The sequence below is a fragment of the Fervidobacterium pennivorans genome, assembly GCF_001644665.1.
GTDB lineage: Bacteria > Thermotogota > Thermotogae > Thermotogales > Fervidobacteriaceae > Fervidobacterium > Fervidobacterium ngatamarikiense.
In genome coordinates, this window is the sequence record NZ_CP011393.1 from 642,155 (window position 1) to 664,551 (window position 22,397).

Annotated in this window: 20 protein-coding genes; 12 read left to right on the forward strand and 8 right to left on the reverse strand. The window is 38.6% G+C overall.

The features are described 5' to 3' along the window. Positions 1–63: 63 nt before the first annotated feature. From miaA to JM64_RS03075, 11 genes are all read left to right on the forward strand, one after another. Positions 64–972 carry a tRNA (adenosine(37)-N6)-dimethylallyltransferase MiaA gene (gene miaA, locus JM64_RS03025; RefSeq protein WP_064011445.1) on the forward strand — a complete coding sequence of 303 codons (909 nt, stop codon included), beginning with the start codon at positions 64–66 and terminating at the stop codon, positions 970–972. A 41-nt stretch (positions 973–1,013) separates the two neighbouring features. Further along, entirely contained in the window at positions 1,014–2,609 is a 1,596-nt protein-coding gene (gene dnaX / locus JM64_RS03030) for a DNA polymerase III subunit gamma/tau (protein ID WP_064011446.1), read from the forward strand. Between the two features lie 26 nt (positions 2,610–2,635). Beyond that, positions 2,636–3,694 (forward strand): type IV pilus twitching motility protein PilT, encoded by a 1,059-nt coding sequence (locus JM64_RS03035; RefSeq protein WP_064011447.1) that lies wholly within the window; start codon positions 2,636–2,638, stop codon positions 3,692–3,694. Further along, complete coding sequence (gene prfA, locus JM64_RS03040) at positions 3,694–4,743, forward strand: peptide chain release factor 1 (RefSeq protein ID WP_014451332.1); 1,050 nt, start codon at positions 3,694–3,696, stop codon at positions 4,741–4,743. The genes JM64_RS03035 and prfA overlap by 1 nt, the downstream gene beginning before the upstream one ends. A gap of 2 nt (positions 4,744–4,745) precedes the next feature. Beyond that, a complete protein-coding gene (upp, locus tag JM64_RS03045; protein ID WP_014451331.1) occupies positions 4,746–5,369 on the forward strand; it encodes a uracil phosphoribosyltransferase in 624 nt (207 codons plus the stop codon). A gap of 72 nt (positions 5,370–5,441) precedes the next feature. Next, entirely contained in the window at positions 5,442–6,692 is a 1,251-nt protein-coding gene (rho, locus tag JM64_RS03050) for a transcription termination factor Rho (RefSeq protein ID WP_197473464.1), read from the forward strand. 29 nt (positions 6,693–6,721) lie between these two features. Continuing rightward, on the forward strand, positions 6,722–7,891 hold the full coding sequence (locus JM64_RS03055) for a tetratricopeptide repeat protein (protein WP_064011449.1): 1,170 nt from the start codon (positions 6,722–6,724) through the stop codon (positions 7,889–7,891). After that, complete coding sequence (locus JM64_RS03060; RefSeq protein ID WP_064011450.1) at positions 7,888–9,135, forward strand: ArsB/NhaD family transporter; 1,248 nt, start codon at positions 7,888–7,890, stop codon at positions 9,133–9,135. Before JM64_RS03055 ends, JM64_RS03060 begins: the two co-directional genes overlap by 4 nt. Before the next feature lie 17 nt (positions 9,136–9,152). Next, positions 9,153–10,445 carry an ArsB/NhaD family transporter gene (locus tag JM64_RS03065; RefSeq protein ID WP_064011451.1) on the forward strand — a complete coding sequence of 431 codons (1,293 nt, stop codon included), beginning with the start codon at positions 9,153–9,155 and terminating at the stop codon, positions 10,443–10,445. A 30-nt stretch (positions 10,446–10,475) separates the two neighbouring features. Next, a complete protein-coding gene (locus JM64_RS03070; protein ID WP_064011452.1) occupies positions 10,476–11,138 on the forward strand; it encodes an endonuclease V in 663 nt (220 codons plus the stop codon). 146 nt (positions 11,139–11,284) lie between these two features. Further along, the gene (locus JM64_RS03075; protein ID WP_064011453.1) at positions 11,285–11,947 is read left to right on the forward strand and encodes a hypothetical protein; all 663 of its coding nucleotides are present in this window, start codon (positions 11,285–11,287) and stop codon (positions 11,945–11,947) included. Between the two features lie 71 nt (positions 11,948–12,018). Here the strand turns inward: JM64_RS03075 and JM64_RS03080 are convergent, their stop codons facing one another. Together JM64_RS03080 and JM64_RS03085 are read right to left on the reverse strand one after the other, a co-directional pair. Then, entirely contained in the window at positions 12,019–12,504 is a 486-nt protein-coding gene (locus JM64_RS03080) for a ferritin (RefSeq protein WP_064011454.1), read from the reverse strand. Between the two features lie 25 nt (positions 12,505–12,529). After that, positions 12,530–12,982, reverse strand: coding sequence for a peroxiredoxin (locus tag JM64_RS03085; RefSeq protein WP_064011455.1), 453 nt, complete (start codon positions 12,980–12,982; stop codon positions 12,530–12,532). A gap of 309 nt (positions 12,983–13,291) precedes the next feature. Here JM64_RS03085 and JM64_RS03090 point away from each other — a divergent pair, with 309 nt between their 5' ends. Next, the gene (locus JM64_RS03090) at positions 13,292–15,139 is read left to right on the forward strand and encodes an ABC transporter substrate-binding protein (protein WP_064011456.1); all 1,848 of its coding nucleotides are present in this window, start codon (positions 13,292–13,294) and stop codon (positions 15,137–15,139) included. 462 nt (positions 15,140–15,601) lie between these two features. On the opposite strand, the gene JM64_RS03095 is transcribed toward JM64_RS03090, so the two are convergent. From JM64_RS03095 to JM64_RS03120, 6 genes are read right to left on the reverse strand one after another with little or no spacing between them, the layout of a single operon-like run. Continuing rightward, positions 15,602–16,444 (reverse strand): TIGR01212 family radical SAM protein, encoded by an 843-nt coding sequence (locus JM64_RS03095; RefSeq protein WP_064011457.1) that lies wholly within the window; start codon positions 16,442–16,444, stop codon positions 15,602–15,604. 41 nt (positions 16,445–16,485) lie between these two features. Continuing rightward, on the reverse strand, positions 16,486–17,718 hold the full coding sequence (locus JM64_RS03100; protein ID WP_064011458.1) for an amidohydrolase: 1,233 nt from the start codon (positions 17,716–17,718) through the stop codon (positions 16,486–16,488). Next, positions 17,718–18,074, reverse strand: a complete 357-nt coding sequence (rsfS, locus tag JM64_RS03105; RefSeq protein WP_082868264.1) for a ribosome silencing factor — start codon at positions 18,072–18,074, stop codon at positions 17,718–17,720. The genes JM64_RS03100 and rsfS overlap by 1 nt, the downstream gene beginning before the upstream one ends. Further along, positions 18,075–19,385 (reverse strand): bifunctional folylpolyglutamate synthase/dihydrofolate synthase, encoded by a 1,311-nt coding sequence (locus tag JM64_RS03110; RefSeq protein ID WP_064011459.1) that lies wholly within the window; start codon positions 19,383–19,385, stop codon positions 18,075–18,077. It abuts the gene before it with no gap. Then, positions 19,382–21,985: a valine--tRNA ligase gene (locus JM64_RS03115; RefSeq protein ID WP_014451318.1), complete on the reverse strand. Its 2,604-nt coding sequence runs from the start codon at positions 21,983–21,985 to the stop codon at positions 19,382–19,384. Before JM64_RS03115 ends, JM64_RS03110 begins: the two co-directional genes overlap by 4 nt. Beyond that, positions 21,963–22,394 carry a diguanylate cyclase domain-containing protein gene (locus JM64_RS03120; RefSeq protein ID WP_064011460.1) on the reverse strand — a complete coding sequence of 144 codons (432 nt, stop codon included), beginning with the start codon at positions 22,392–22,394 and terminating at the stop codon, positions 21,963–21,965. Before JM64_RS03120 ends, JM64_RS03115 begins: the two co-directional genes overlap by 23 nt. Positions 22,395–22,397 lie beyond the last annotated feature (3 nt).

Sequence of the window (22,397 nt, forward strand, 5' to 3'; positions counted from 1 at the left end):
CGTTATTCACCAAACCCAGAATAAGAAAATTTTGAAGACTCTTCAAAAAGATGGGGGATTAAGGTGAAGAGGATAATAATTTCCGGACCAACCGCTTCAGGAAAAACCGAATTTTCGATCCAGCTCGCAGAACACTTACCGATAGAAGTCATCTCCATGGATTCTAGGCAGATATATAAATACATGGACATTGGAACGGCAAAACCGGATCCATACCAGTTATCGTTAGTAAAGCACCACATGATTGACATTATCGAACCAAACGAGTATTTTAACGCCTTTCTGTATCAAAAAATGGCAAAGGAGAAGGAAGAAGAGGTTAAAAAAGCTGGTAAAATACCAATATACGTAGGAGGCACAGGTCTATACATAGATGCCTTAGTAAAAGGCTTCTTTGAAGGTGTCTCTCGTGATGAAAACATTAGGAAAGAACTCAGTAAGCTAAATGAGCAAGAACCGGGGATTCTAAGAAAGATGCTTGAGGAATTCGACCCAGAAGCTGCAGCCAGAATACATCCACAAGATGTGAAGCGTACGATAAGGGCATTAGAGGTATACCTAAAAACAGGTAAAAGAATTTCTGAATTGCAGACCCAAAAAGCAAATTACGATGATTTCATTCTTATTGTTTTGAACCCGAAAAGGGAAGAACTTTACGAAAGAATAAATCAACGCGCTGAAAAGATGATAGAACACGGACTTATCGATGAAGTAAAGATGCTTGTGGAAAAATACGGTAAGAACCTTGATGCTTTCAAAACTATAGGTTACAGAGAGATAATCGACTACTTGGATGGAATTTACAGTCTAGAATTGGCTTTGCACTTAATAAAAAGAAATACTCGCCATTACGCAAGAAGACAGATAATTTACCTTAGAAGGTTTCCAAATGCTGTATGGCTTGAACCTGGTAAACAGGCTTTGGAAACAGTGCTTAAAATCATACAAAAAGAAGTCCAATCGATCTTGTGAAATTTACATCAGTATTTCAGCGTTTAGCAGAGGTGGAGCATATGGAAGCGCTGTATAGAAAATATAGGCCTACAAGGTTCTCAGAAATAGTGGGACAAGAACATATCAAGAGGTTGTTAAAAAACGCCCTTGAAAAACGAAGAATTAGTCATGCATATATCTTTGCTGGTCCTCGTGGAACAGGAAAAACAACGACTGCAAGAATTATTGCAAAATCATTAAATTGTGAGAAGAATCAATATGGGGAACCATGCAACGAGTGTGTTTCTTGTAAAGCAATCGACAGTGGTTCGCATTTAGATGTTATAGAACTTGACGCTGCATCAAACAGAGGAATTGACGAAGTAAGGAGAATTAGAGATGGTGTCAATTTCACACCAGTTATGGGGAAATATAAAGTTTATATTATTGACGAGGTTCATATGCTTACGAAAGAAGCATTCAATGCTCTTTTGAAGACCCTTGAAGAACCTCCCGAACATGTTGTCTTTATCCTAGCCACTACAAACCCTGAAAAGATACCTCCAACTATCATTTCTCGATGCCAGGTTTTGGAATTCCGAAACATATCAAACGAAGAAATTAAAAACAGGCTCAGAGAGATTTGTATTAAAGAAGGTTACGACGTGACAGAAGATGCTTTAGAGAAAATAGTGAAAAAGGCCGCAGGTGGGCTTAGAGATGCACTTTCCATCCTGGAACAAGTAGTGAGGTACTCAGGTGGTGAAGTTACTGCAGAAACTGTGAACGAGGCTTTGGGATTAGTAAGCGAGGAAACAATCGATAAATTTATCGAGGCTATAATCACTGGGAATTTGGAAAGTATTGAAAGTATTATCGATGAAGTTTACACCGAAAGAGGAGATTTTGATACATTTTTGACACAAGTTATGGAAAAGCTATTGGAAAAGAAAAGCGGTCAAGGTATTAAATTAGCTTCTGAAATTTATAGAATACAAAAAGAGTTAAAACTTGCCGAAGAAAAACTACTGTTAGCAAAAGTGTTGTTAATTAATTTGGCGTTGCCATCCACTAAAGCAATTGGAACAACAACTTTAGAGATAACCTCGACAGTTTCAGCAAAAGGTGAAAGAATAACCAGCAACAATCAAGTCACAAATGAGAAGCAAGCGTTAACTCCTACGGAGCACGATAGAAAAGTCGGAGGAAATAACCAAGAAAAAGAAGAAGTTATAGAAGTTATGCAACCAAGAGTAGAAATGCCACTTGAGCAATCTGGTGACGTCAAGCAAGAAGAAAATACGAGAGAATCTCCAAAACTTGTCGAATTTTCAACTTCAGATAAGAAAGATGTAGAACATTCTGCTTCAGAAAACGCCTCTCAACTAAATCAAACATTTGTAACAAAAGAAATATTAGAAGAGTTAAAACTCAATGGAGACTTATCCATTTTTGTTGGTTTGTCGCTTGCGACAGTCTATGAACTCGACGATGTTGTAAGAATTGTCTTTGACAAATCAAAACAGTTCAGTTATGAGGTAATGAAAGAAAAGAAAGACCAAATAGCTCTACTTTACCAGAAAAAATCAGGCAAGAACAGAGAAGTTGTTGTAGAGCTTTCGGATGATGAGCACGACCCTGTTTTGGAGAAGTTAAAGATTCTGCTCACGGACTAAATTAAAAGAAAGGATGTGAGCATCACATGGTTGATATCTATGAAATCATAAGTAAAGCAAAAAATGCAAGGGCTACCGATGTTCATATATCTGTGGGAAATCCTCCGATAATTCGTGTGGACGGTTATCTAACAAAAATGCAAGGTTATCCAACACTTTCTTATGGTGAGGTAAAGGAAATTGTAACTCGACTTTTGGAAGAACATGACATCATGAGTCATAATAAAGAAGTAGACTTTTCTTTCGGATTCGAAGATGTTAGGATTAGGGCAAATCTCTACTACGAACGTGGTAACCCTGCACTTGCCTTAAGAATTATTACCAAACGTATAAGAACTTTCGAAGAACTCGGGCTGCCAACAACAATTCGAGATTTTTGTGACAGGGATACAGGGTTAATTATTATAACAGGTCCTACGGGTAGTGGTAAATCAACGACCCTTGCAGCCATGGTTGATTACATTAACTCTAAATACGCTTACCACATTATTACAATAGAAGACCCCATAGAATACGTTTTCGAAAACAAGAACTCATTGATCCATCAACGCGAAGTTGGAAGGGACACGGAGTCATTTGCAGATGGTCTCAAATACGCTCTCAGACAGGACCCTGATATAATTCTCGTTGGTGAAATGAGGGATTTAGAGACGATATCATTAGCTTTAACTGCTGCCGAAACGGGACATCTTGTGCTTGGAACTCTTCACACAAATTCCGCCGCAACAGCTCCTGAGAGAATCGTTGATGTTTTTCCTGCACATCAGCAAAAACAAGTTTCTCTGCAACTTGCCAACACACTGGTTGGCGTTATCTATCAAAGACTTGTCCCAAAGAAAACGATAGGAATGATGCCAATTGCCGAAATTCTTGTAGCTAACGCTGCTGTAAAAAATCTCATAAGAGAGGGAAAGATACACCAAATAGAAAGTATCATGCAAACTGCTCAAAAGCTTGGTAACGTGCTTTTTGACGACGCTTTACTAAAAGCATATTTCACTGGAGAAATAACGAAAGAAACAGTAATCGGTTTTGCTCGCAATCCAGAGGAGGTGGCTAAAAAGATAGGATGGACAGGAATTTAATGGAAAGTATCAGGACTTGGGTTAAACAGATGTTGGATGAGCTTGAAAGAAAAATGACAGAAAATTTGGATTTGAAAGAAATGATTAAAATATCAGCTGATTATAGTAATTTTAAAGAAATTGACGAAAAGATAACTGAGTATTTTAATCTACTAGACGAAAAGGAACTTTGGAAAGAAGAGCCTGGTAGCGAAGTTGAAATTGAGAAAATAGACCGCCAGTTAGAGAAGTTAGCCAATGAGATAATCGCCCAACTTCTTCCTGAAGACGAATTCAGAGATAGAAACGTATTCTTAGAAATTCGTGCAGGCACTGGTGGTGAAGAAGCGGCACTTTTCGCAGGGGATTTGTTGAGAATGTATTTACGATATGCCGAATCAAAGGGTTGGGAAACAGAAATTCTTGATGAAAGTAAGTCCGACTTGGGTGGTTACAAGGAAGTGGTTGTAAGGATAAAAGGTAAAAATAGTGGTACCTATATGAAGTATGAAAGAGGGGTTCATCGAGTCCAAAGGGTCCCGGTCACAGAATCTGGAGGAAGGATACATACATCAACTGCAACTGTAGCTGTTTTGCCCGAAATCAAAGATGTAGACATATACATTGACCCAAAAGACATAAGAATTGATACATATCGGGCATCAGGTGCCGGGGGACAATATGTAAACAAAACAGAATCAGCAGTTAGAATCACGCACTTACCTACGGGAATTGTAGTTACTTGTCAATCAGAGAGATCCCAACATCAAAATAAAGAAAAGGCAATGATGGTTCTTCGCTCGAAGCTGTATGAGCTTGCACGTCGAGAGCAGGAAGAAAAGATATCTTCAGAACGAAAAAATCAAATAGGTACTGGTGAAAGAAGCGAAAAGATTCGAACTTACAACTTCCCACAAAACAGGGTGACGGACCACAGGATAAACTTGACAATATATAATCTTCAAGCAGTTCTTGACGGGAACCTCGATTTGATAATACCAAAACTTATGCAATATGATATCGAACAACAGCTCAAAGAACTTGGAATTTTACAAACAGTGGAGGGATAATAATGCTACACGTGGTTGAACATCCCTTAATCAAACACAAGCTGACCATAATGCGTAAAAAGGAAACCGGACCCAAAGAATTCAGAGAATTACTCAGAGAGATTACACTTCTTATAACATACGAAGCGACCAGACACATTGAGGTTTACGAAATAGAGGTAGAAACACCTTTGGAAAAGACGAAGGGTTATTACATAAACGATAAAGACATTGTTGTAATTCCCATACTAAGGGCAGGGCTTGGAATGGTTGATGGAATTCTCGAGCTGCTTCCGAATGCATCGGTAGGTCATATTGGTATCTATAGAGATCCAGTAACACTGAAAGCCGTTGACTATTACTTTAAAACCCCGAAATTACATGATAAAAGTGAAATCTTCATCCTAGACCCTATGCTTGCAACAGGAGTATCTGCAATTGATGCCATTGGAAAGGTCAAAGAACTTGGTGGCAAGAGAATAACCTTCATATCACTTATAGCCTCGCCTGAAGGAGTCAAAGCATTGGAAGAGGCACATCCAGATGTAGATATTTACACAGCTTCCCTAGACAGAGAATTGAATGACCACGGTTACATCCTCCCAGGACTCGGTGATGCAGGAGATAGACTTTTCAGAACAAAGTAGCGGTTTTTTATCATGGGTTAATGATTTTTTTGATTTTTAGGAGGTGGCTAATAATTGAGCGAAGGTATCAGCATGAAACAACTTGAAGAAATGACAATGAAAGAATTGTATGAGCTAGCGAGAAAATACGACATTCCAAGATATACTAGTATGAGGAAACAGGATTTAATATTCGAAATTCTCGAAGCGAAAGCAAAAGCTGAAGGATACTTTTTTGGAGAAGGTGTACTTGAAATAGCCCCGGATGGCTATGGCTTTTTGAGAAGTTTGGAAACGATGCTTTCAGGACCAAAAGACATATATGTTTCACAGTCGCAAATTCGAAAATTTAATCTGAATACCGGAGACATTGTTTCTGGTGTTATCCGTCCTCCAAAAGAGGGTGAACGTTTCAACGCAATGATTAAGATTGAAGCAATAAATTATAAACCACCAGAATTTGCCAACGAACGTGTCAATTTTGAAAACCTTACTCCAGATTATCCAAAAGAGCGATATATACTTGAAACCAAACCTGACGTTTTCTCTACAAGGCTTATAGATTTATTTGCTCCAATAGGAAAAGGGCAACGAGGTATGATTGTTGCACCACCAAAAGCTGGGAAAACAACAATCCTTAAAGAGATTGCGAATGGAATTGCGGAAAATCATCCGGATACATTCAGAATAGTTTTGCTAATTGATGAAAGACCGGAAGAGGTAACCGATATTAAAGAATCTGTTGATGCAAAAGTAATTGCCGCTCCCTTTGATATGCCATCTGAAAAGCAAATAAAAATAGCTGAATTAACATTGGAAATGTGTAAGCGACTTGTGGAGTACGGCAATCACGTTGTTGTGCTTTTGGATAGTTTGACAAGGCTTGCAAGAGTCTACAATGTAACGGTACCACCGAGTGGGAAATTATTAACTGGTGGTGTTGACCCTGCTGCGCTTCATAAACCTAAGCAATTCTTCGGAGCTGCCCGTAACACTCGTGAGGGTGGAAGTTTGACCATAATAGCAACCGCACTTGTTGAAACCGGTTCAAAAATGGACGAAGTAATATTCGAAGAATTCAAAGGAACAGGTAACATGGAGCTGGTTTTGTCAAGACAACTTGCAAACAAAAGGATATTCCCAGCAATTAACATTACACTTTCTGGAACTAGAAGAGAGGAACTGCTCATTGAGCAGTCCAACCTTAAGAAAATCTGGTTATTGAGACGTATGCTTGATTCCATGAGCGAAGAAGAAGGTCTGAAATTACTTCTAAACAAGCTTAAAGATACGAAAACAAATGCAGAATTCTTAGCACTCATAGATGCTCAAAAAAATGTTTAGATTTATTGAGCGGTGTGAGAGGTGCATTTATGTCTTCTGAACGCTCCTACTTACTGTGGGAACAACCCAATGGAAGATTTTTGGTTTTTCTAATCACATTTGTGATATTTTTAAGTCATGTGACCTTACTGTTAGCAGTTTCACAGAAGGCAATAGAATATTACTCTGCTGCGGAACTTTCCTATAAATCCGGGGACTATTCGACTGCTTTGAAAAATTACGAGTTAGCGCTCTCGACCGATCCTACAATAGAAGGATACGATTCTCAGATAAAGTTTAAAATGGGTATATCTGCCTATATGGTGGGTGACTACGACAAAGCAAGAAGTTATCTTGCCGGTTACAACAATGAATTTGTCAGAGCCCTGCTTGATTCTATAAGCCAGCGAAAAGCTCAGGATGAATGGAAAAAATGGATTTCAACCTACAGACCAACAACTGTAGAAGAAGCTACACAAGTAGCTTCTCAAGTGGAGAAAAAATCTAAAAGTAACTTTTTACCTATTTTTCTCATCTTTGTGATAACATTTGCTGTTCTTTTGATTGCAGAGTTTAGAATTTACAAAGCTAGAAGGATGGTAATTGAGCTTCCTAAAAAACCTGCCGAAGCCACCTTGCCACCCTCGACCGTTGGTCAAAATGTTTCTGAAAGTTTTGTAGAGCCTTCTGAAAAATTGTTTTCTGAGGAGTTCGAACTTATACCAAAAGAAGCAAGAATTGTTGATTTTGAACAACTATTGCAAAGTGAAATTGATGTTTTCAAAGATATCTTCGAACAAATACCTCAAAAAGAGGAAACAAAGCAAAAACCAACAGAAGCTAAAGGTGCAGAAGAAATTGAAAAGGAACGTCTCGCTGAAGCAGCCGATAAAGCGGTTGAAAGAGAGAAAATCGTTGAGGAAATACTGGGTGAAACTAAGGAACTAATCGAGGATTTGGGGAAAGAAATCGTTGAACAACCTCAAGAAGAGGTACCTCAAACAGAACAAATAGAAATAGAAAGCATTGAAGCAGAACTTTTGAGTAAATTAAGGACTCAAAGAGATAGCTGGGCTGAAGAGAGCCAGCCCTCAGCCGAATTCTACGAGGAGATACAAAAAGATTTCTCAGAATATGACACTTTGGAAAAAATAACAGAAGAAGAAACTAAAATATTAGTTGAAAAACTCATTAAACTTAGGCAGGGGGAGAATAATTGATTGGAATAGTTTTGCTTTTGTATGCAGTAGCTTACGCTTACATAATTTTTTTGCCTCAAATTTCTTCTGTAACAACGTTTTTGTTCGGCTTAACGTCTGTCTTAGTTATTGGTAACTTTGACTTTTCACGGTTATCCTTAATCATCGATTTTAACACTTTGTTTATTCTTCTTGGAATGATGACATTGATTTCCATTTTAAAGGGAAACGGTGTTTTTGTTGAAATCTCCAAAATAATCCTAAAAGCCAGTAGAGGAAGGGTTTACGTAGCTATATTCTTCATATACATCGCTATATTCTTCCTCTCGAGTTTCTTGGATAATGTCACTACTATTTTGATTTTCATACCGATACTTTTCTATATTTCCGACGCGCTTCAAATAGATTCTAAATTGCTCCTTATAAATGCTGTGCTTTTTTCCAACCTAGGTGGAATGACAACAGCCATAGGCGACCCTCCAAACATAATTATTTACAGCGTGTCCCGTTTAAGTTTCATATCTTTTATAACCCATCTAATGCCTGTTGGTATAGCACTGCTGCTTGTACAATTTATATTCTTAGGGAGAAAACTCCGTGCAGAAGCTGTAAATACGATATTCCAATCAAGTGTGGAGAACGATACTTCTCAAAACCGTAAATGGCAGTATTATCTACTTGCATTTGTTTTTATTGTTACTTTGATGGTCTTTCACGAAGAACTTGGTATTGAGCTTGGAACAATAACAATGCTAGGAGCGATGAGCGTTTTGTTTGTTGAAGGGAAAAGTTTTCAGTCGGTTGTAGATGAAATTGACTGGGACACATTAATACTCATATCAGGTTTGTACCTTTTGAATTTTTCAATAGAGCACCTTAATTTTTATAGACCTTTTGTCTCTGTACTTTCCAAAATAAACAGCCCGTATTTGCTTGTTTTGTCTGTTCTGTGGTCTTCAATTTTCTTGACAGGATTTCTAAGCGCCCTACCAGTTACCCTAATGTATTTGGTCATCATTAAAAAATTAGTCCTTATGGGAGCACCCAATACACTGTACTGGGCCCTTGCCATTGGAGTTGGCATCGGGGGGAACTTGACCCCGATAGCATCTATGTGTAATATCGTTGGTAACAACCTTTTCAAGAATTTAAAAAACGAACGATTAACGTTTCTTCAGTTCACAAAGAATATGTTGAAGCCGGTTTTGCTTAGTGGTATAATCTCAAGTGTGTTTTTGTTAGTGTTTTCATTCACTGGGTTTTAAAGTAGCATTTTTAGGAGGTGACGCAGTTGAAATTAGTAGTAGCCTTGACGTTTTCGTTAGTTTTGTACTTTGTTGTTACTGGAAAACTCAACAAAACCATTGCCGCTATGGTTGGAGGATTAACATTATTAGCTATAAGAGTTTTTCCTGACCCGTATGAAGGTTTAAAAGAATCTATAGATATCAACACCTTACTCTTCCTCATTGGCATGATGATATTTGTACGCGTAATGGAAACCTCGGGAATATTTGAATACATAGCTATTAAGACTGTCAAAATTGCTGGCACAAGCTTACCAAAATTGTTCTTTGCCTTAACTTTTGTTGTTGGTTTTGTCTCGGCTTTTATCGATAACGTAACAACGATTTTAATATTCGTTCCTGTTACATTTGCAATCAGTGATATTTTAAACATAGACCCTGTTCCTTTTGTTCTTGGAGAGATATTCGCTTCTAACATTGGTGGTACAATGACCCCAATAGGAGACCCACCGAACATATTAATTACTTCCGCAGCTAAGATTCCATTCATTGAGTTCATAAAATATATGGTTCCAGTGAATTTAATTATACTGTTTTTAGCCGATGTTTCATTGCTCGTTATTTTCAAAAAGGAATTCAGCAGGCAATTTTCAAGAGATTTTCTGGAAGCGTTTGATGAAGCAAAGGTTGTTAAAAGCAGAAAACGGTTTGTATTAGCATCCGGATTCATGTTTTTCATAATCTTTTTGTTTTTGCTGCAAAAACCTTTGAAGCTTGAAAGTTCCATTATAGGTTTGATTGCTGGCTTTTTCGGTTTGCTAATATTTGAACCTCAAGAGATTACACCATTTTTGGAAAAGGTGGAGTGGGAAGTCATATTCTTTTTCTTAGGTCTCTTCATAATAACGGGTGCTATGGAAAAAGTTGGGATAATGAAAGACATAGCAAATTTTCTTGTTAAAATAGCATCAGGTTCCGCGGTTACCTTAGTTTCCGTCATAGTGTGGGCATCTGGTATTGTTTCCGGATTTGTAGACAACATACCATTTGCAGCAACAATGATTCCAGTGATAAAAGGCTTACCAACAATTAGTCCCCAATTTTCTAACATAACGCCGCTTTGGTACGCACTGTCTTTGGGAGTTTGTCTAGGTGGTAATCTCACGCCTGTTGGCGCATCGGCAAATGTTGTTGGACTCACACTCCTGAAAAAGTACAAAGGAAAAGAGATAGCGTTTCGCAGTTTTATTAAATATTCTTTTGCTGTTGTTACCATAAGTTTGGTAGTGTCAAATGTTTTTTCACTAATACTCCTCAAAATTCTTTAAAAACATATTTTGGATATTGGAATGAAAAGTATGGTTGATATTTCAAATTTTTTGTACCCAAAGACTCTAGAGGAAGCAGAAAGGATACAAAAAGAATTTTTGAAAAAACTTGTCTTACTTCCTCTTGATTTTTCTAAGGTGACTTTGATTGCCGGTGTTGATGTCAGCTATGTTGGAGATCAAGCATTAGGAGTCGTTGTTGTGATAAATAAAAACTTTGAGGTAATTGAAGTAATTCATGAGACATTGAAGGTTACATTTCCGTATGTTCCCGGGTTTCTTGCTTTTCGAGAAGCACCCGTAATTTTAAAATGTTTCGAAAAGCTTAAAAGCAAGCCTGATGTTGTATTATTCGATGGTCAAGGAATTGCACACCCTCGAAGACTTGGAATAGCATCTCATGTTGGTATACTCTTAGATATCCCTACAATCGGAGTAGCAAAGAGTATATTATATGGAAAGTGTGAAAAACCATCCGATGTCGGACAAGCTACAGAACTAAAGGATAGAAATGGAGAGGTTATAGGTTTCTGTTATCTTTCAAAGAAAAACACAAAACCCATAGTAATCTCTCCGGGATATAAAACAAACTTGGAGAGTTCCCTCTACATCGTTAAATCCCTCATCAATGGTTTTAAGCTTCCGGAACCTGTAAGACTAGCTCATCACTATTCACAGAAATTAAAATCCTGATTGTGTACATTGTACACAACAGTACTAGCCAAAGCACCGGAGATTATCCATAGCTTTCTAAGGATTTTCTAAGCTTCAATGGATATAATCATCAGTGGTAGTTGAAAGATGAACTACTATTTATTCTTAGAAGGGGAGGTGTTGCCATGAGAAAAGTATTACCGTTACTCTTTGTGCTGCTTACATCACTCTTAGTATTTTCAGCTACCCAACCGCAGATGAAAGCTCTTTTAAACAACTTTATTTTAGAAAAGGAGCCCTTTGAAATTACAGGAACAGTTAAGGAAGTTGTATACAGACCTGGAAGGTTTGGATATTTGGTTTTGACAACAGAGGCAACAGAGGTTAAAGTGCCAGTTGACGAAAAACTTTCATTGGTAGTAAAACCTGATGAAAAAGTAACTGTCAAAGGCTCAAAGATTACGGCTTTCATACCTATTAGCTTGGAAACAAAGGGCTACAGACTTGTTTTCAGAAATAAGGTTCCAAAAAACGTTCAATTAACAGAACTTAAAGCCAAAATCAAGAAAATCGAAGTTGGTAAAAACTATGCAAACATTGTAATCCTGGACGAGAACAACAAAGAGTACAAATTCCCCGCTGGTTTAGTCCCGTTCTGGAGGAATTTAAAAGAAGGCGATGAAGTTAACATCTCAGGTTTCGAAAGAGTATTTGAAATCAAAGAAAGCATCACTGTCAATGGAAAGACATACATATTACCTGCTAAAGAACTTTTGACAAATCTTAGTCGACGCACTATTGTGTTTAAGCAAAGATTCACGCCGAGATTTTTCAGACATAGACTCTGATGATAAAAGCAAAACAAAAGCCAGGCTTCATGCCTGGCTTTTGTTTTGAATTTTATGATTTCCTTGGTCAATTATTCTCTACTTCCAAGTTCTCTATCGAGCATATATAAACCTGTTGGGCTATCTTGGAGCTTTTTAAGTTTTCTAACTATCAGGTCTGTTTGAGCCTCTTCTTCAACCTGCTCTTTTATAAACCATGCAAGGAACTGTTCGGTAGCATAGTCTTTCTCTTTCCTTGCGATTTCCAGTATATTGTTGATGCTCTTTGTTATGGATTTTTCATGTTCATACGCTGCTTCAAATGCTTCTAACGGGCTTTTCCAAGTGCTCTTAGGTTTTTCCAAAGCAGGAAGTTCAACCTTTGACCCGCGTTCATAAAGAAAATCATAAATTTTCATTGCGTGTCCTAATTCTTCCTTGGCTTGCACTTTCATCCATTTTGCAAAACCTGGCAAATCCATAGCATCAAAGTAGGTTGCCATTGAAAGATATAAATATGCTGAGAAAATTTCCTTACCTACCTGCTCGTTTAAAGCCTTAAGTACCTTTTCATTCATGCTAAATCCCACCCTTTCATAGTTTTCAAAGTACCTTTTCAATTTCATCATACGATGGTTCTATTCTTGGGTCTTCGGTAACCCAAGCGTAAATTACTTGTCCGTTTTCAACAACAAAAACAGCTCTCTTAGCAACTGTGTAATTTGGAATACCGACAAAGTTCTCATGCACACCACCGTATTGCCGAGCAACAATGCCTCCAAAATCTGAGAGCAACCTAAAATTCAGTCTGTTTTTCTCGGCAAATGCTTTGTTAGCAAACGGGCTATCAACACTGATTCCAAGCACAGTTGCATTCAAATTGTTGAATCTTACTAGCATGTCTCGGAAAGTACAAAGCTCCTTTTCACAGACACTCGTAAATGCACCGGGATAAAAGGCCAAAACTACCTTACCCTGAATTTCGGAAAGTTTCACTTTTTGTAGATTAGTATCGAATAATTCAAAATCTGGGGCTATTGAACCTTTTTGAACCATAAACTCAACCTCCTCGTGGTAAAAAATTTGTATCACCTAACATATTATACCAAATATAAATTTGTAAGTCAACCAATTTTGAAAAACAAAATCGTTGGCTAGACTGGTGCGTAAATCCAATCGACAGAGATATTGAGTTTGAAAAAGAAAATTACAGTAATTTACACTAATCTTCCTTTCCTCACTTTAAGTCACTGAAAACTTCAAAGTAACAATTGCAACTTTTTTGAAATGTGTGGTATAATATAGCTGAACCCACTGTGCGGGTTAATAGTCTCTCATCACATCCTTTTTGAAGGGGGGATTTTTGTGAAAAAGGTAGTAGTAGCATTCCTAAGTGTTTTCCTCGCGGTAGTGCTCCTTGCGTTTGACCCTACGGTCTACGTGGCGGCAACCATAGGTGAACCAGACACACTCGACCCACATCTAGCTTATGACACTGCAAGCGGTGAAGTTATCTACAACGTATATGAAAACCTTATTCAGTACAAAGGCAGAAGCGTTAGTGAATTTGAACCAAGGCTTGCAACGGAAGTTCCAACAGTCAAGAACGGACTCATTAAAGACGGCGGGAAGACATATGTATTTCCAATCAGAAAAGGCGTAAAGTTCCACAATGGCAATCCGCTGACACCAGAAGATGTTGAATACTCATTTGAACGCGGTCTTCTTTACGACCCAGAAGGCGGTCCAATGTGGATGCTTTGGTATGCAATCTTTGGTGTGCACTCAAGAGATGAGGCTCTCGAAGAGTTTGTTGGAAAACCAGTTAGTGAAATATTCGATAAAAGCGGAGAGCCAAAACCAGAATATAAACAAAAACTGATAGACTTTTACAAACAAGTTGTCGATCCAGCAATAGAAGTCCAGGGAGACAACGTAATTATTAAGCTCAAAAGACCATACGGTCCATTCCTCAACATCATTGCACAAAGTGCAAACTGGGCAGCAATCCTTGACAAAGAAACATGTATTAAACTTGGCCTTTGGGATGGAAAACCAGATACATGGTGGAAATACAAGGATATGCAAAAAGAACAATCACCACTCTATGCATGGGCAATGGGTACTGGACCTTTCAAATTTGTAGAATGGGACAGAAAGCAACAAAAAATCACGCTTGTTGCTAATGAAAATTACTGGAGAGAACCTCCAAAACTTAAGAAAGTAATAATCTGGGGTATTGACGAATGGTCAACAAGAAAAGCAATGCTTGAGAAAGGTGACGCAGATTCTATAGCTGTTGTTCTTGAATACCTCGACCAACTCAGAGGTAACAAGGATATTCAGATTATCGAAAACATTCCAACACTCTCTGTGACAGTTGTTGGTTTCAACTGGTCCATCAACCCATCAAGTAAGTATGTTGGAAGTGGAAAACTGGACGGTAACGGAATACCTCTTGACTTCTTCAGCGACGTATATGCCAGAAAAGCTGTTGCAGCAGCTATTAACTACGATGCACTCATTAGGGATGTTCTAAAAGGTTTCGGTAAGAGAATTCCAACGGCGTTGCCAGAAGGATTACTTGGATTTGACCCAACTCTTCCACTTTACAAATTTAATTTGAACGAAGTGCGCGCAAATCTCCAGAAAGCTTGGAAAGGAGAAGCATTGAAGAAAGGAATCAAGTTCAGTGTTGCTTACAACCAGGGTAACGTTGCAAGACAAAGAATTGCAGAAATGATAAAGATGTACATGGAAATGGCAGCGCCGGGAAAAGTTAAGATAGATGTTCAACCACTTCAGTGGCCAACATTCTTGGATGCAACGAAACGCGGCGAACTGCCAGTGTTTATACTCGGATGGCTTGCTGACTTCCCAGACCCAGATAACTTCATCTTTACATACTACCACAGCAACGGTGACTACTCATCAAGACAAGGTGAGAACTTCAGAAAATTCGTAAGCACTCCAAGAAAAGAACTTGGCGGTAAGAGCCTTGACGATCTCATCGAACAAGCCGCAGCAGAAACAGATCCAGCAGTTAGGGCAAAACTTTACTTGCAGATTCAAAAGTTCGTTATTGACAACTGTATCAGTGTTCCAGTTTACCAACCAGTTGGTGTTCGTGTCCAAAGAACGTGGGTAAAAGGTTGGTATGACAACCCAATGAGACCTGGTAACGACTTCTACATACTCTACAAAGCAAAATAATAGTTTTCATTAGTTTAAAAGGGTCGCCTTGCAAGGCGACCCTTTCTTTTTGTGTGCCCGGCATGAGCGGCAGCTTGGCGGTAAAAGTTTTGCTATGGGCTTGGTAGTGGGAACGTAAATGTGGCAAGTAAATGGGATGAAAGTGGGCGTTCTTACCCCAGGACGGATACACCTATTGTTAACCTACTCATTGATGTGTAGCTGAATCGTCAGAAATCAGCAAAGCTCAGTAGCCGAAAGGTGATGGGAAGCAGAAAACCGAAGAGTGATAGCTTGGAGAAAAAATGGTGGAACCCGGGCATAACCAAGCAGTGTTAATGCCATCAACGACAGTTCCAGAATCACAAGCCAGTGTGCAGTAGCGCAAATCAACTAAGAAACCGCCGTATACCGCACGGTACGTACGGTGGTGTGAGAGAACATTGGGTAAATTACCTAATTACCTAGCTCCTACTCGATTATTTACATTATCTTAGCCCTTTTGCCTTGGTAAGTATCTTTTTCTATCAATCTATTTTCTATCAAGTTAACGATCTCGGTTTTTGTCCTTCCCCAATTTCCAAAAAGTGTACCAGTTAAGGGTGGGGCTGCAACAAGTCTGTGAATAACTATCCGTGGCGACAGATTCTCGAGGAAAGTAACCGCTCGTTCAACGTATTCTTCAAGGGTTCCTACCTGTAATTTTCCTGACTTAAACATTTCACCAAAAACAGACCCCTCGACAATATACAGAGAGTGAAGTTTTACACCATCCACTCCAAGTGCGGAAATTATCTTTGCACTTTCTACAACATCTAATGTATTATCTCCTGGCAAATTCAAAATTACGTGCGATACAACTTCAAATCCATATCTTTTTAGAAGATTCACAGCGTAGATGTATTCTCCCAGGGTATGACCTCTGTTTATCTTAACCAGAGTATGATAATTCGCGGTTTGTAAACCTACATCAAAAGAGACTTGAATACCGTGCCCTTTCCTTATATCATCAACCATATTTAAAATTTCTTCGTTTATGCAGTCTGGTCTTGTTGCGATATCAAGTTGAACAACATCTTCGTCTATTGCCTCTGTATAGGTCTTCCTCAAGACGTCTAATGGGGCGTAAGTGTTTGTATAGTTTTGAAAATACGCAATGAATTTTCTAATACCCTTTTTTCGATACTTCTCCTTCATTTTCTCTAACTGTTCTTTAACACTTAATCCTGCAAAAGTGCTAAAACCACTACCCGTTTCATCACAGAAAAAACAACCTGGTCTTCCATTTTCTCTATTTGGACATGTGAAACCTGCATTGAGTGGCAATCTTTGAACCTTTTCTCCAAATTTTTTCTTTAGTTCAACGCTTAGCTTTCTATACCTGTAACCATCCTCGAGAAAGTCGAAAATTTTTCCAGCACCTCCTCAACGTCAACCGTCGGATATGAGCCGTTAATATAGACGAATCTACCATTTACCATTGTTGCATAAACTCTATCCGTGTAAGCATGAATGAGGTTCTGCAAAAAGTTATCGACTGGTTGTAACTGGATGTGTGAGGCTTCAAAAATTGCAAAATCTGCCGGGCTTCCCACTTCAATTGTCCCACCAGTCAAACGAAGTGCCGAATAACCGTTCTTTGTTAAGGCGTTAAATGCCTCTTCAACTTTGAAATTCTCAGGTGAATAGCTCTTCTGAGCCAAAACGGATATACGCAAATCAAGGAGCAAATTTTGTGAGTTGTTGCTTGCAGGTCCATCTGTTCCAATTGTAATTTTGATTCCATTTTTGAGCATTTCAGTGACAGGTGGTATTCCATTCCCGAGTTTCATATTACTTACTGTGTTTATTGACGGAAATGAGCCATCAAGCAAACGTATATCTTCACGCTTTAACTGCGTGCAGTGGACGGGAATGAAGTGTACTTCGTGGAATCCTATGTCCATGATTTCCCTGGGAGTATACATTTCGTATTCCCATGCATTTTCAAAAAAATGCATTGTTACTGGAACATCTTCAGTTTTTGCGATATCTACAATCTTTGAAAGATAACTTTTGGAACAGCTGTAAGGAGCATGTGGACCAAGTCCAACGTAGATTCTATCTTCATATCCATTCCACTTTCTGAATAATTTCAAATTCTCTTCAAGTCTACCGTTGTCATCACCGCCAATGTCAACAAGACCTCTTGTCAGCAATGCCTTCAAACCAAAATCTGCAACAGCTTTTGCCACCATATCTTCATGGAAATACATGTCGCAAAAGGCAACAACACCATGCGCTGCCATTTCCATCATCGAGACTAGGGAACCGTAGTAGACGGCTTCAGGAGTGAGTTTTTCTTCTGCTGGGAGTATTTTACCAAAGAGCCACTCTTTGAACGGAAGGTCTTCCGCATATCCTCTGAGTAAGGACATAGCAACATGGGTGTGAGTGTTAACAAAGCCAGGAGTAATTATCTTCCCTGTAAGGTCAACAACCTCTTCATTGTCTAGTGGAACCAAATTTTCCGATATTTCCTTTATTATTCCATTCTCTATTCTGATATCACACTTTTTAAGTTCTAATCCAATAAGAGCTTTCCCATTCTTCAAAAGCATTAAAAAACAACCCTTTCTGCATCAATCCATAGGTGCTCTAAATCGTAGAACTCTCGAGCACTTTTAGTGAATATGTGTACCACAATATCGCCAGCATCGATAAGAACCCAATCGTAACCTTCTCCTCGGTCGTAATAGATAATTTCTTTACCTTTTTCATTAAAAAACTCAACAACTTCATCTCTAAGGCTTTTCATATGGATATTACTGTTTGCCGTGCAAATGACAAAATAGTCAGTTAAGAGTCTTGTTTTACTCATATTAAGCACAACAGGTTCAATTGCTTCCTTTTTTTCAAGTAATACAAGTAAATCTTTGATTAAGCTGATTTCACTTTTTTCTTTGCTCACCAACACTTACGCACCTCCTATCGTTAGTTCTTCACTTATCTTTCCATTCAATAGATAATCGCGAACATACCCAACCAGATAAAATGAACCAGTCACAAATTTAACATCTTCATCTGTTTCTTTTAGCAAGTCGACGGCTCTAATATAGTCTGGTTCAAGAATCACGTTTGGATTATATCTCTTCGCAATTTCGTAGGTTTCAGCTACTTTTTCGGCCCTTTTTGAAGGTGGCTTTGTGACTATTATTAGATCGAATTTCGGAGCAATTACTTTTAGCACACCCTCTTTATCTTTGTCATCTACTATACCAAAAACTGAAGCTCTTCTTTTTCCAGGGAAGTATAAATCTAGATTTTCGGCGAATTTTTCGGCCGCTTGTGGATTATGCGAACCATCTAATACTACTCCGTTCACCATTTCAAATCTGCCGGGTATAAATGCTTCTTCAAATGCTTTTTTTACAGCTTTTTCATTAATTCTGTGCGTAACTTCAAAAGCTTTTAATGCCAGTCCAACGTTGTATAGCTGGTGCTTTCCATTCAACCGAACTTTTATACCTTTGATGGTTGTATCACCGTAGTAATCATAGACATTTTCGTTAAACGAAAACTGAACAGGTTCCACATAGAAATCTTTCCCGTATTCGTATACTTTAGAATTTTTCTGTTTGGCAATTTGCCTTATTACTTCTAATGCCGAATCTGCCATTAAACCAACGACGACAGGCTTCTTTTCTTTTATGATTCCGGCTTTTTCAAAGGCAATTTGCTCAACAGTATTACCGAGAACGTTCGTATGTTCTAAAGAGACGGTGCAAATTACGGAAATTTCTGGTATTATAACGTTCGTTGAATCAAACCTTCCTCCCAATCCAACTTCAACACTTCCATATTCTGCGTTCTTTTTTTTCGTTATGTAAAAATACATCGCAGTCATATACTCAAAGAAACTCGGAGAGAATTCTTCACCAAGTTTATCCATCTCTTCCGCATGTTTTTTGACCTCAAATGCTGCTTCCACAAATTCTTCTTGACTTATATTCTGTGTGTTGTAATGGAACCGCTCCAGGATTGTTGATAAGTGTGGTGAGTAAAATCCCGTTACATTATGCCCATGGTGATATGTCAAGTATTCAAGAAAAGTTGTAACACTCCCTTTTCCATTTGAACCAGTCACATGGAAATATTTAACTCCAGAATGGGGGTTACCCATTCTGGAGAGGAGATTTTCTATTCTGAACAAACCAAGCTTCATTGTGTTGTAAGGGCGTGTGAAGTATAGATATTTTAGAGTGTCTAAAAATGTTGCGGAAATCATCCCTGAGCCTCCAAGTCGGAAATTATCAATTCAATTCTATTTATCTGTTCTAAGAATGTCCTTTGCTTTTCTTTTGTTTCTTCGACGATATCCTCAGGAGCATTCTTAAGGAAGTTTTCATCTTCCAGTTTCTTTGCAAATTTTTCTAAATCTGCCTTTAGTTTTTCAACCTTTTTCTTGAGCCTTTGAACTTCCGCATTCACATCGATAAGTTCTCCAAGAGAAACGTAAGCTTCTAAGTTTAATGACACGTAAGCTGTTGCACAAAGCTTTGGCCTTGATTCTGTAAACTGAATGTTTGAAACATTGCCAAGGAATCTTATATATTCTTGCTCTTCTTCATTTAGCATTCCTTTGATAAAGAGATCTACTTTTGTTGATTGCGGAACATTTACTTCGGCTCTAACATTTCTGACGCCTCTAATGAGAGCCATTATTTCTTCGAATCTCTTCTCGGCAGTTTCGTCAACATATTCCTCTGCTACCTTTGGCCAGGGAGCAACAACTATTGATTCACCAGCAGTTGGAAGTTTTGTCCACAATTCCTCCGTCAAGAACGGCATAAATGGATGCAACAGTCTTAAGCTCATATCGAGTACGTAAACAAGCACGTTTTGTACAATTTTCTTGTCCTCAGATTTAAGCCTATTCTTTACAGCCTCGATATACCAGTCGCAGAGTTCATCCCAGAAGAAGTTATAAATTTCTCCCGCCGCTATATTGAAATCATAGTTATCAAGTGCCTCTGTCACTTTTTTAATCGTTTTCTGTAGCCTCGAGAGAATCCATTTATCTGACAATTTCAGGTGCTCTTTCTGAATTTCCATCTTTTCAAAGTCATCAAGGTTCATGAATACGAATCGAGAGGCGTTCCATATCTTATTAGCAAATTTCTTGTATGTATCAAAGAATCGTACATCAAGTTTTAGGTCCCTTCCTTGTGCGGCAAGGATAGCAAGTGTAAACCTCATAGGATCGGCACCATATTCATCAATAACTTCGAGCGGATCGATTCCGTTTCCAAGAGACTTGCTCATCTTTCTACCGTATTTATCTCTTACAAGTTGGTGTATATACACTTCACTGAACGGTTTTTCCTTCATGAATTCATAGCCCATCATTATCATTCTTGCAACCCAGAAGAAGATAATGTCAAAACCTGTGACTAAAACATCGGTTGGATAGTATCGTTTCAAGTCTTCTGTCTCCTCAGGCCAGCCCATTGTACTAAATGGCCAAAGTGCTGAGCTGAACCACGTGTCAAGTACATCTTCGTCTTGTCTTAGATTTGCGCTACCACATTTTTCACAAACCTTCGGTTCATCTTCTGAAACGTTGTAATGTCCACAATCTTGACATTGCCAGACAGGAATCCTGTGTCCCCACCAAAGTTGTCTGCTTATACACCAATCTCTGATTTCATACATCCAATTTAGATAAACTTTCTTCCATCTTTCAGGAATGAACCTGACTTCGTCATTTTCAACAGCTTCTATCGCTCTCTTTGCCAGTGGTTTCATACTCACAAACCATTGGTCCATCAACCTTGGTTCTACAACAGTGTCACATCTGTAACAATGTCCGACTGAGTGTTTAATCTTTTCAATCTTTACAAGGTATCCCTGCGCTTCCAACTCAGCAATGACCGCCTTCCTTGCTTCAGATGCGGTTAATCCCTTGAATTTACCACCATTTTCGTTGATAACAATATTTTCGTCGAATATATCAACAAACGGCAAGTTATGCCTTTGACCTATGAGATAGTCGTTTGGATCGTGCGCTGGTGTTACCTTCAGTGCACCAGTCCCAAACGATGGGTCAACGTAATTATCGGCTATGATTGGTAACTCTCTTCCAACTAACGGCAATATCGCAGTCTTTCCTACGTAATTTTTGTATCTCTCATCTGACGGATGAACTGCAACAGCGGTATCACCAAGCATAGTTTCAGGTCTTGTGGTAGCTATCACCAAATAATCCTCTTCGCCTTTGATTGGATATTTGATATAGTAAAGAGCTCCCTCTTCCTCGTGATATTCCACTTCCTCATCTGAAAGCACTGTTCCACATCTGTGACACCAATTAACTATGTACTTACCTTTATAGATTAAACCCTTCTTATATAACTCTACAAAAACCTTTCTGACTGCCTTGGACAAACCTTCATCTAGCGTGAAACGTTCACGAGTCCAGTCAACGGACGCACCAATTGACATTATTTGCTTTTTTATCTCTTCTCTGTATTTATTTGCCCAATCCCATACAATCCTTAAGAACTCTTCTCGAGTAAAGTCTCTCCTACTTTTGCCCTGAGTAGCAATGTATTTCTCAACAGCTGTTTGCGTTGCAATACCTGCGTGGTCTTCACCAGGAAGCCATAGTACGTCGAAACCTTGCATGCGCTTGTAACGACTTAAAATATCTTGAATAGTGATATTAAGGGCATGTCCCATGTGAATTCTGCCCGTGATATTTGGCGGTGGAATAACAATTGAGTACTTTGGACCACTCCCCTTTGGCGTAAAATAACCTTTTTCAAGCCACTTTTTGTACCACTTCATCTCAATATTTGTTGGGTCATATCGCGTTCCTATCTCCATCCTTGACACCTCCGGTAGCACTTATTTCTATGTCACAATCTATCTGTATTCTCTCTGAACCGTAGGTTAACAGAAGGTAGTGCAAAGAATCCTTTATTCTATTAGAAATCTTCATGACCTCATTTTCTCCTACCCCGTGGAGAACTATACAAAAATCGTTCCCTTCAAGTTTGCAAACAAAATCCTTGGGTATCCTCACACTGTGTTTTATAACAGAAGAAACTCTAGAGAGCACAAAATTTCTTAAATCTTCGGTGCTAGCTTGAAATTTCAGTGTGATGTGCAAAACATAAAATTTTTCATTGCTTTGCCTAAGTTCTTCAAATACGTTTTTTACGAACTCCTGATTTGGAAGTCTCGTAATTGGATCAACCCATTCGCCTGTTAATAACTTGTGAATACCCTTCATCCG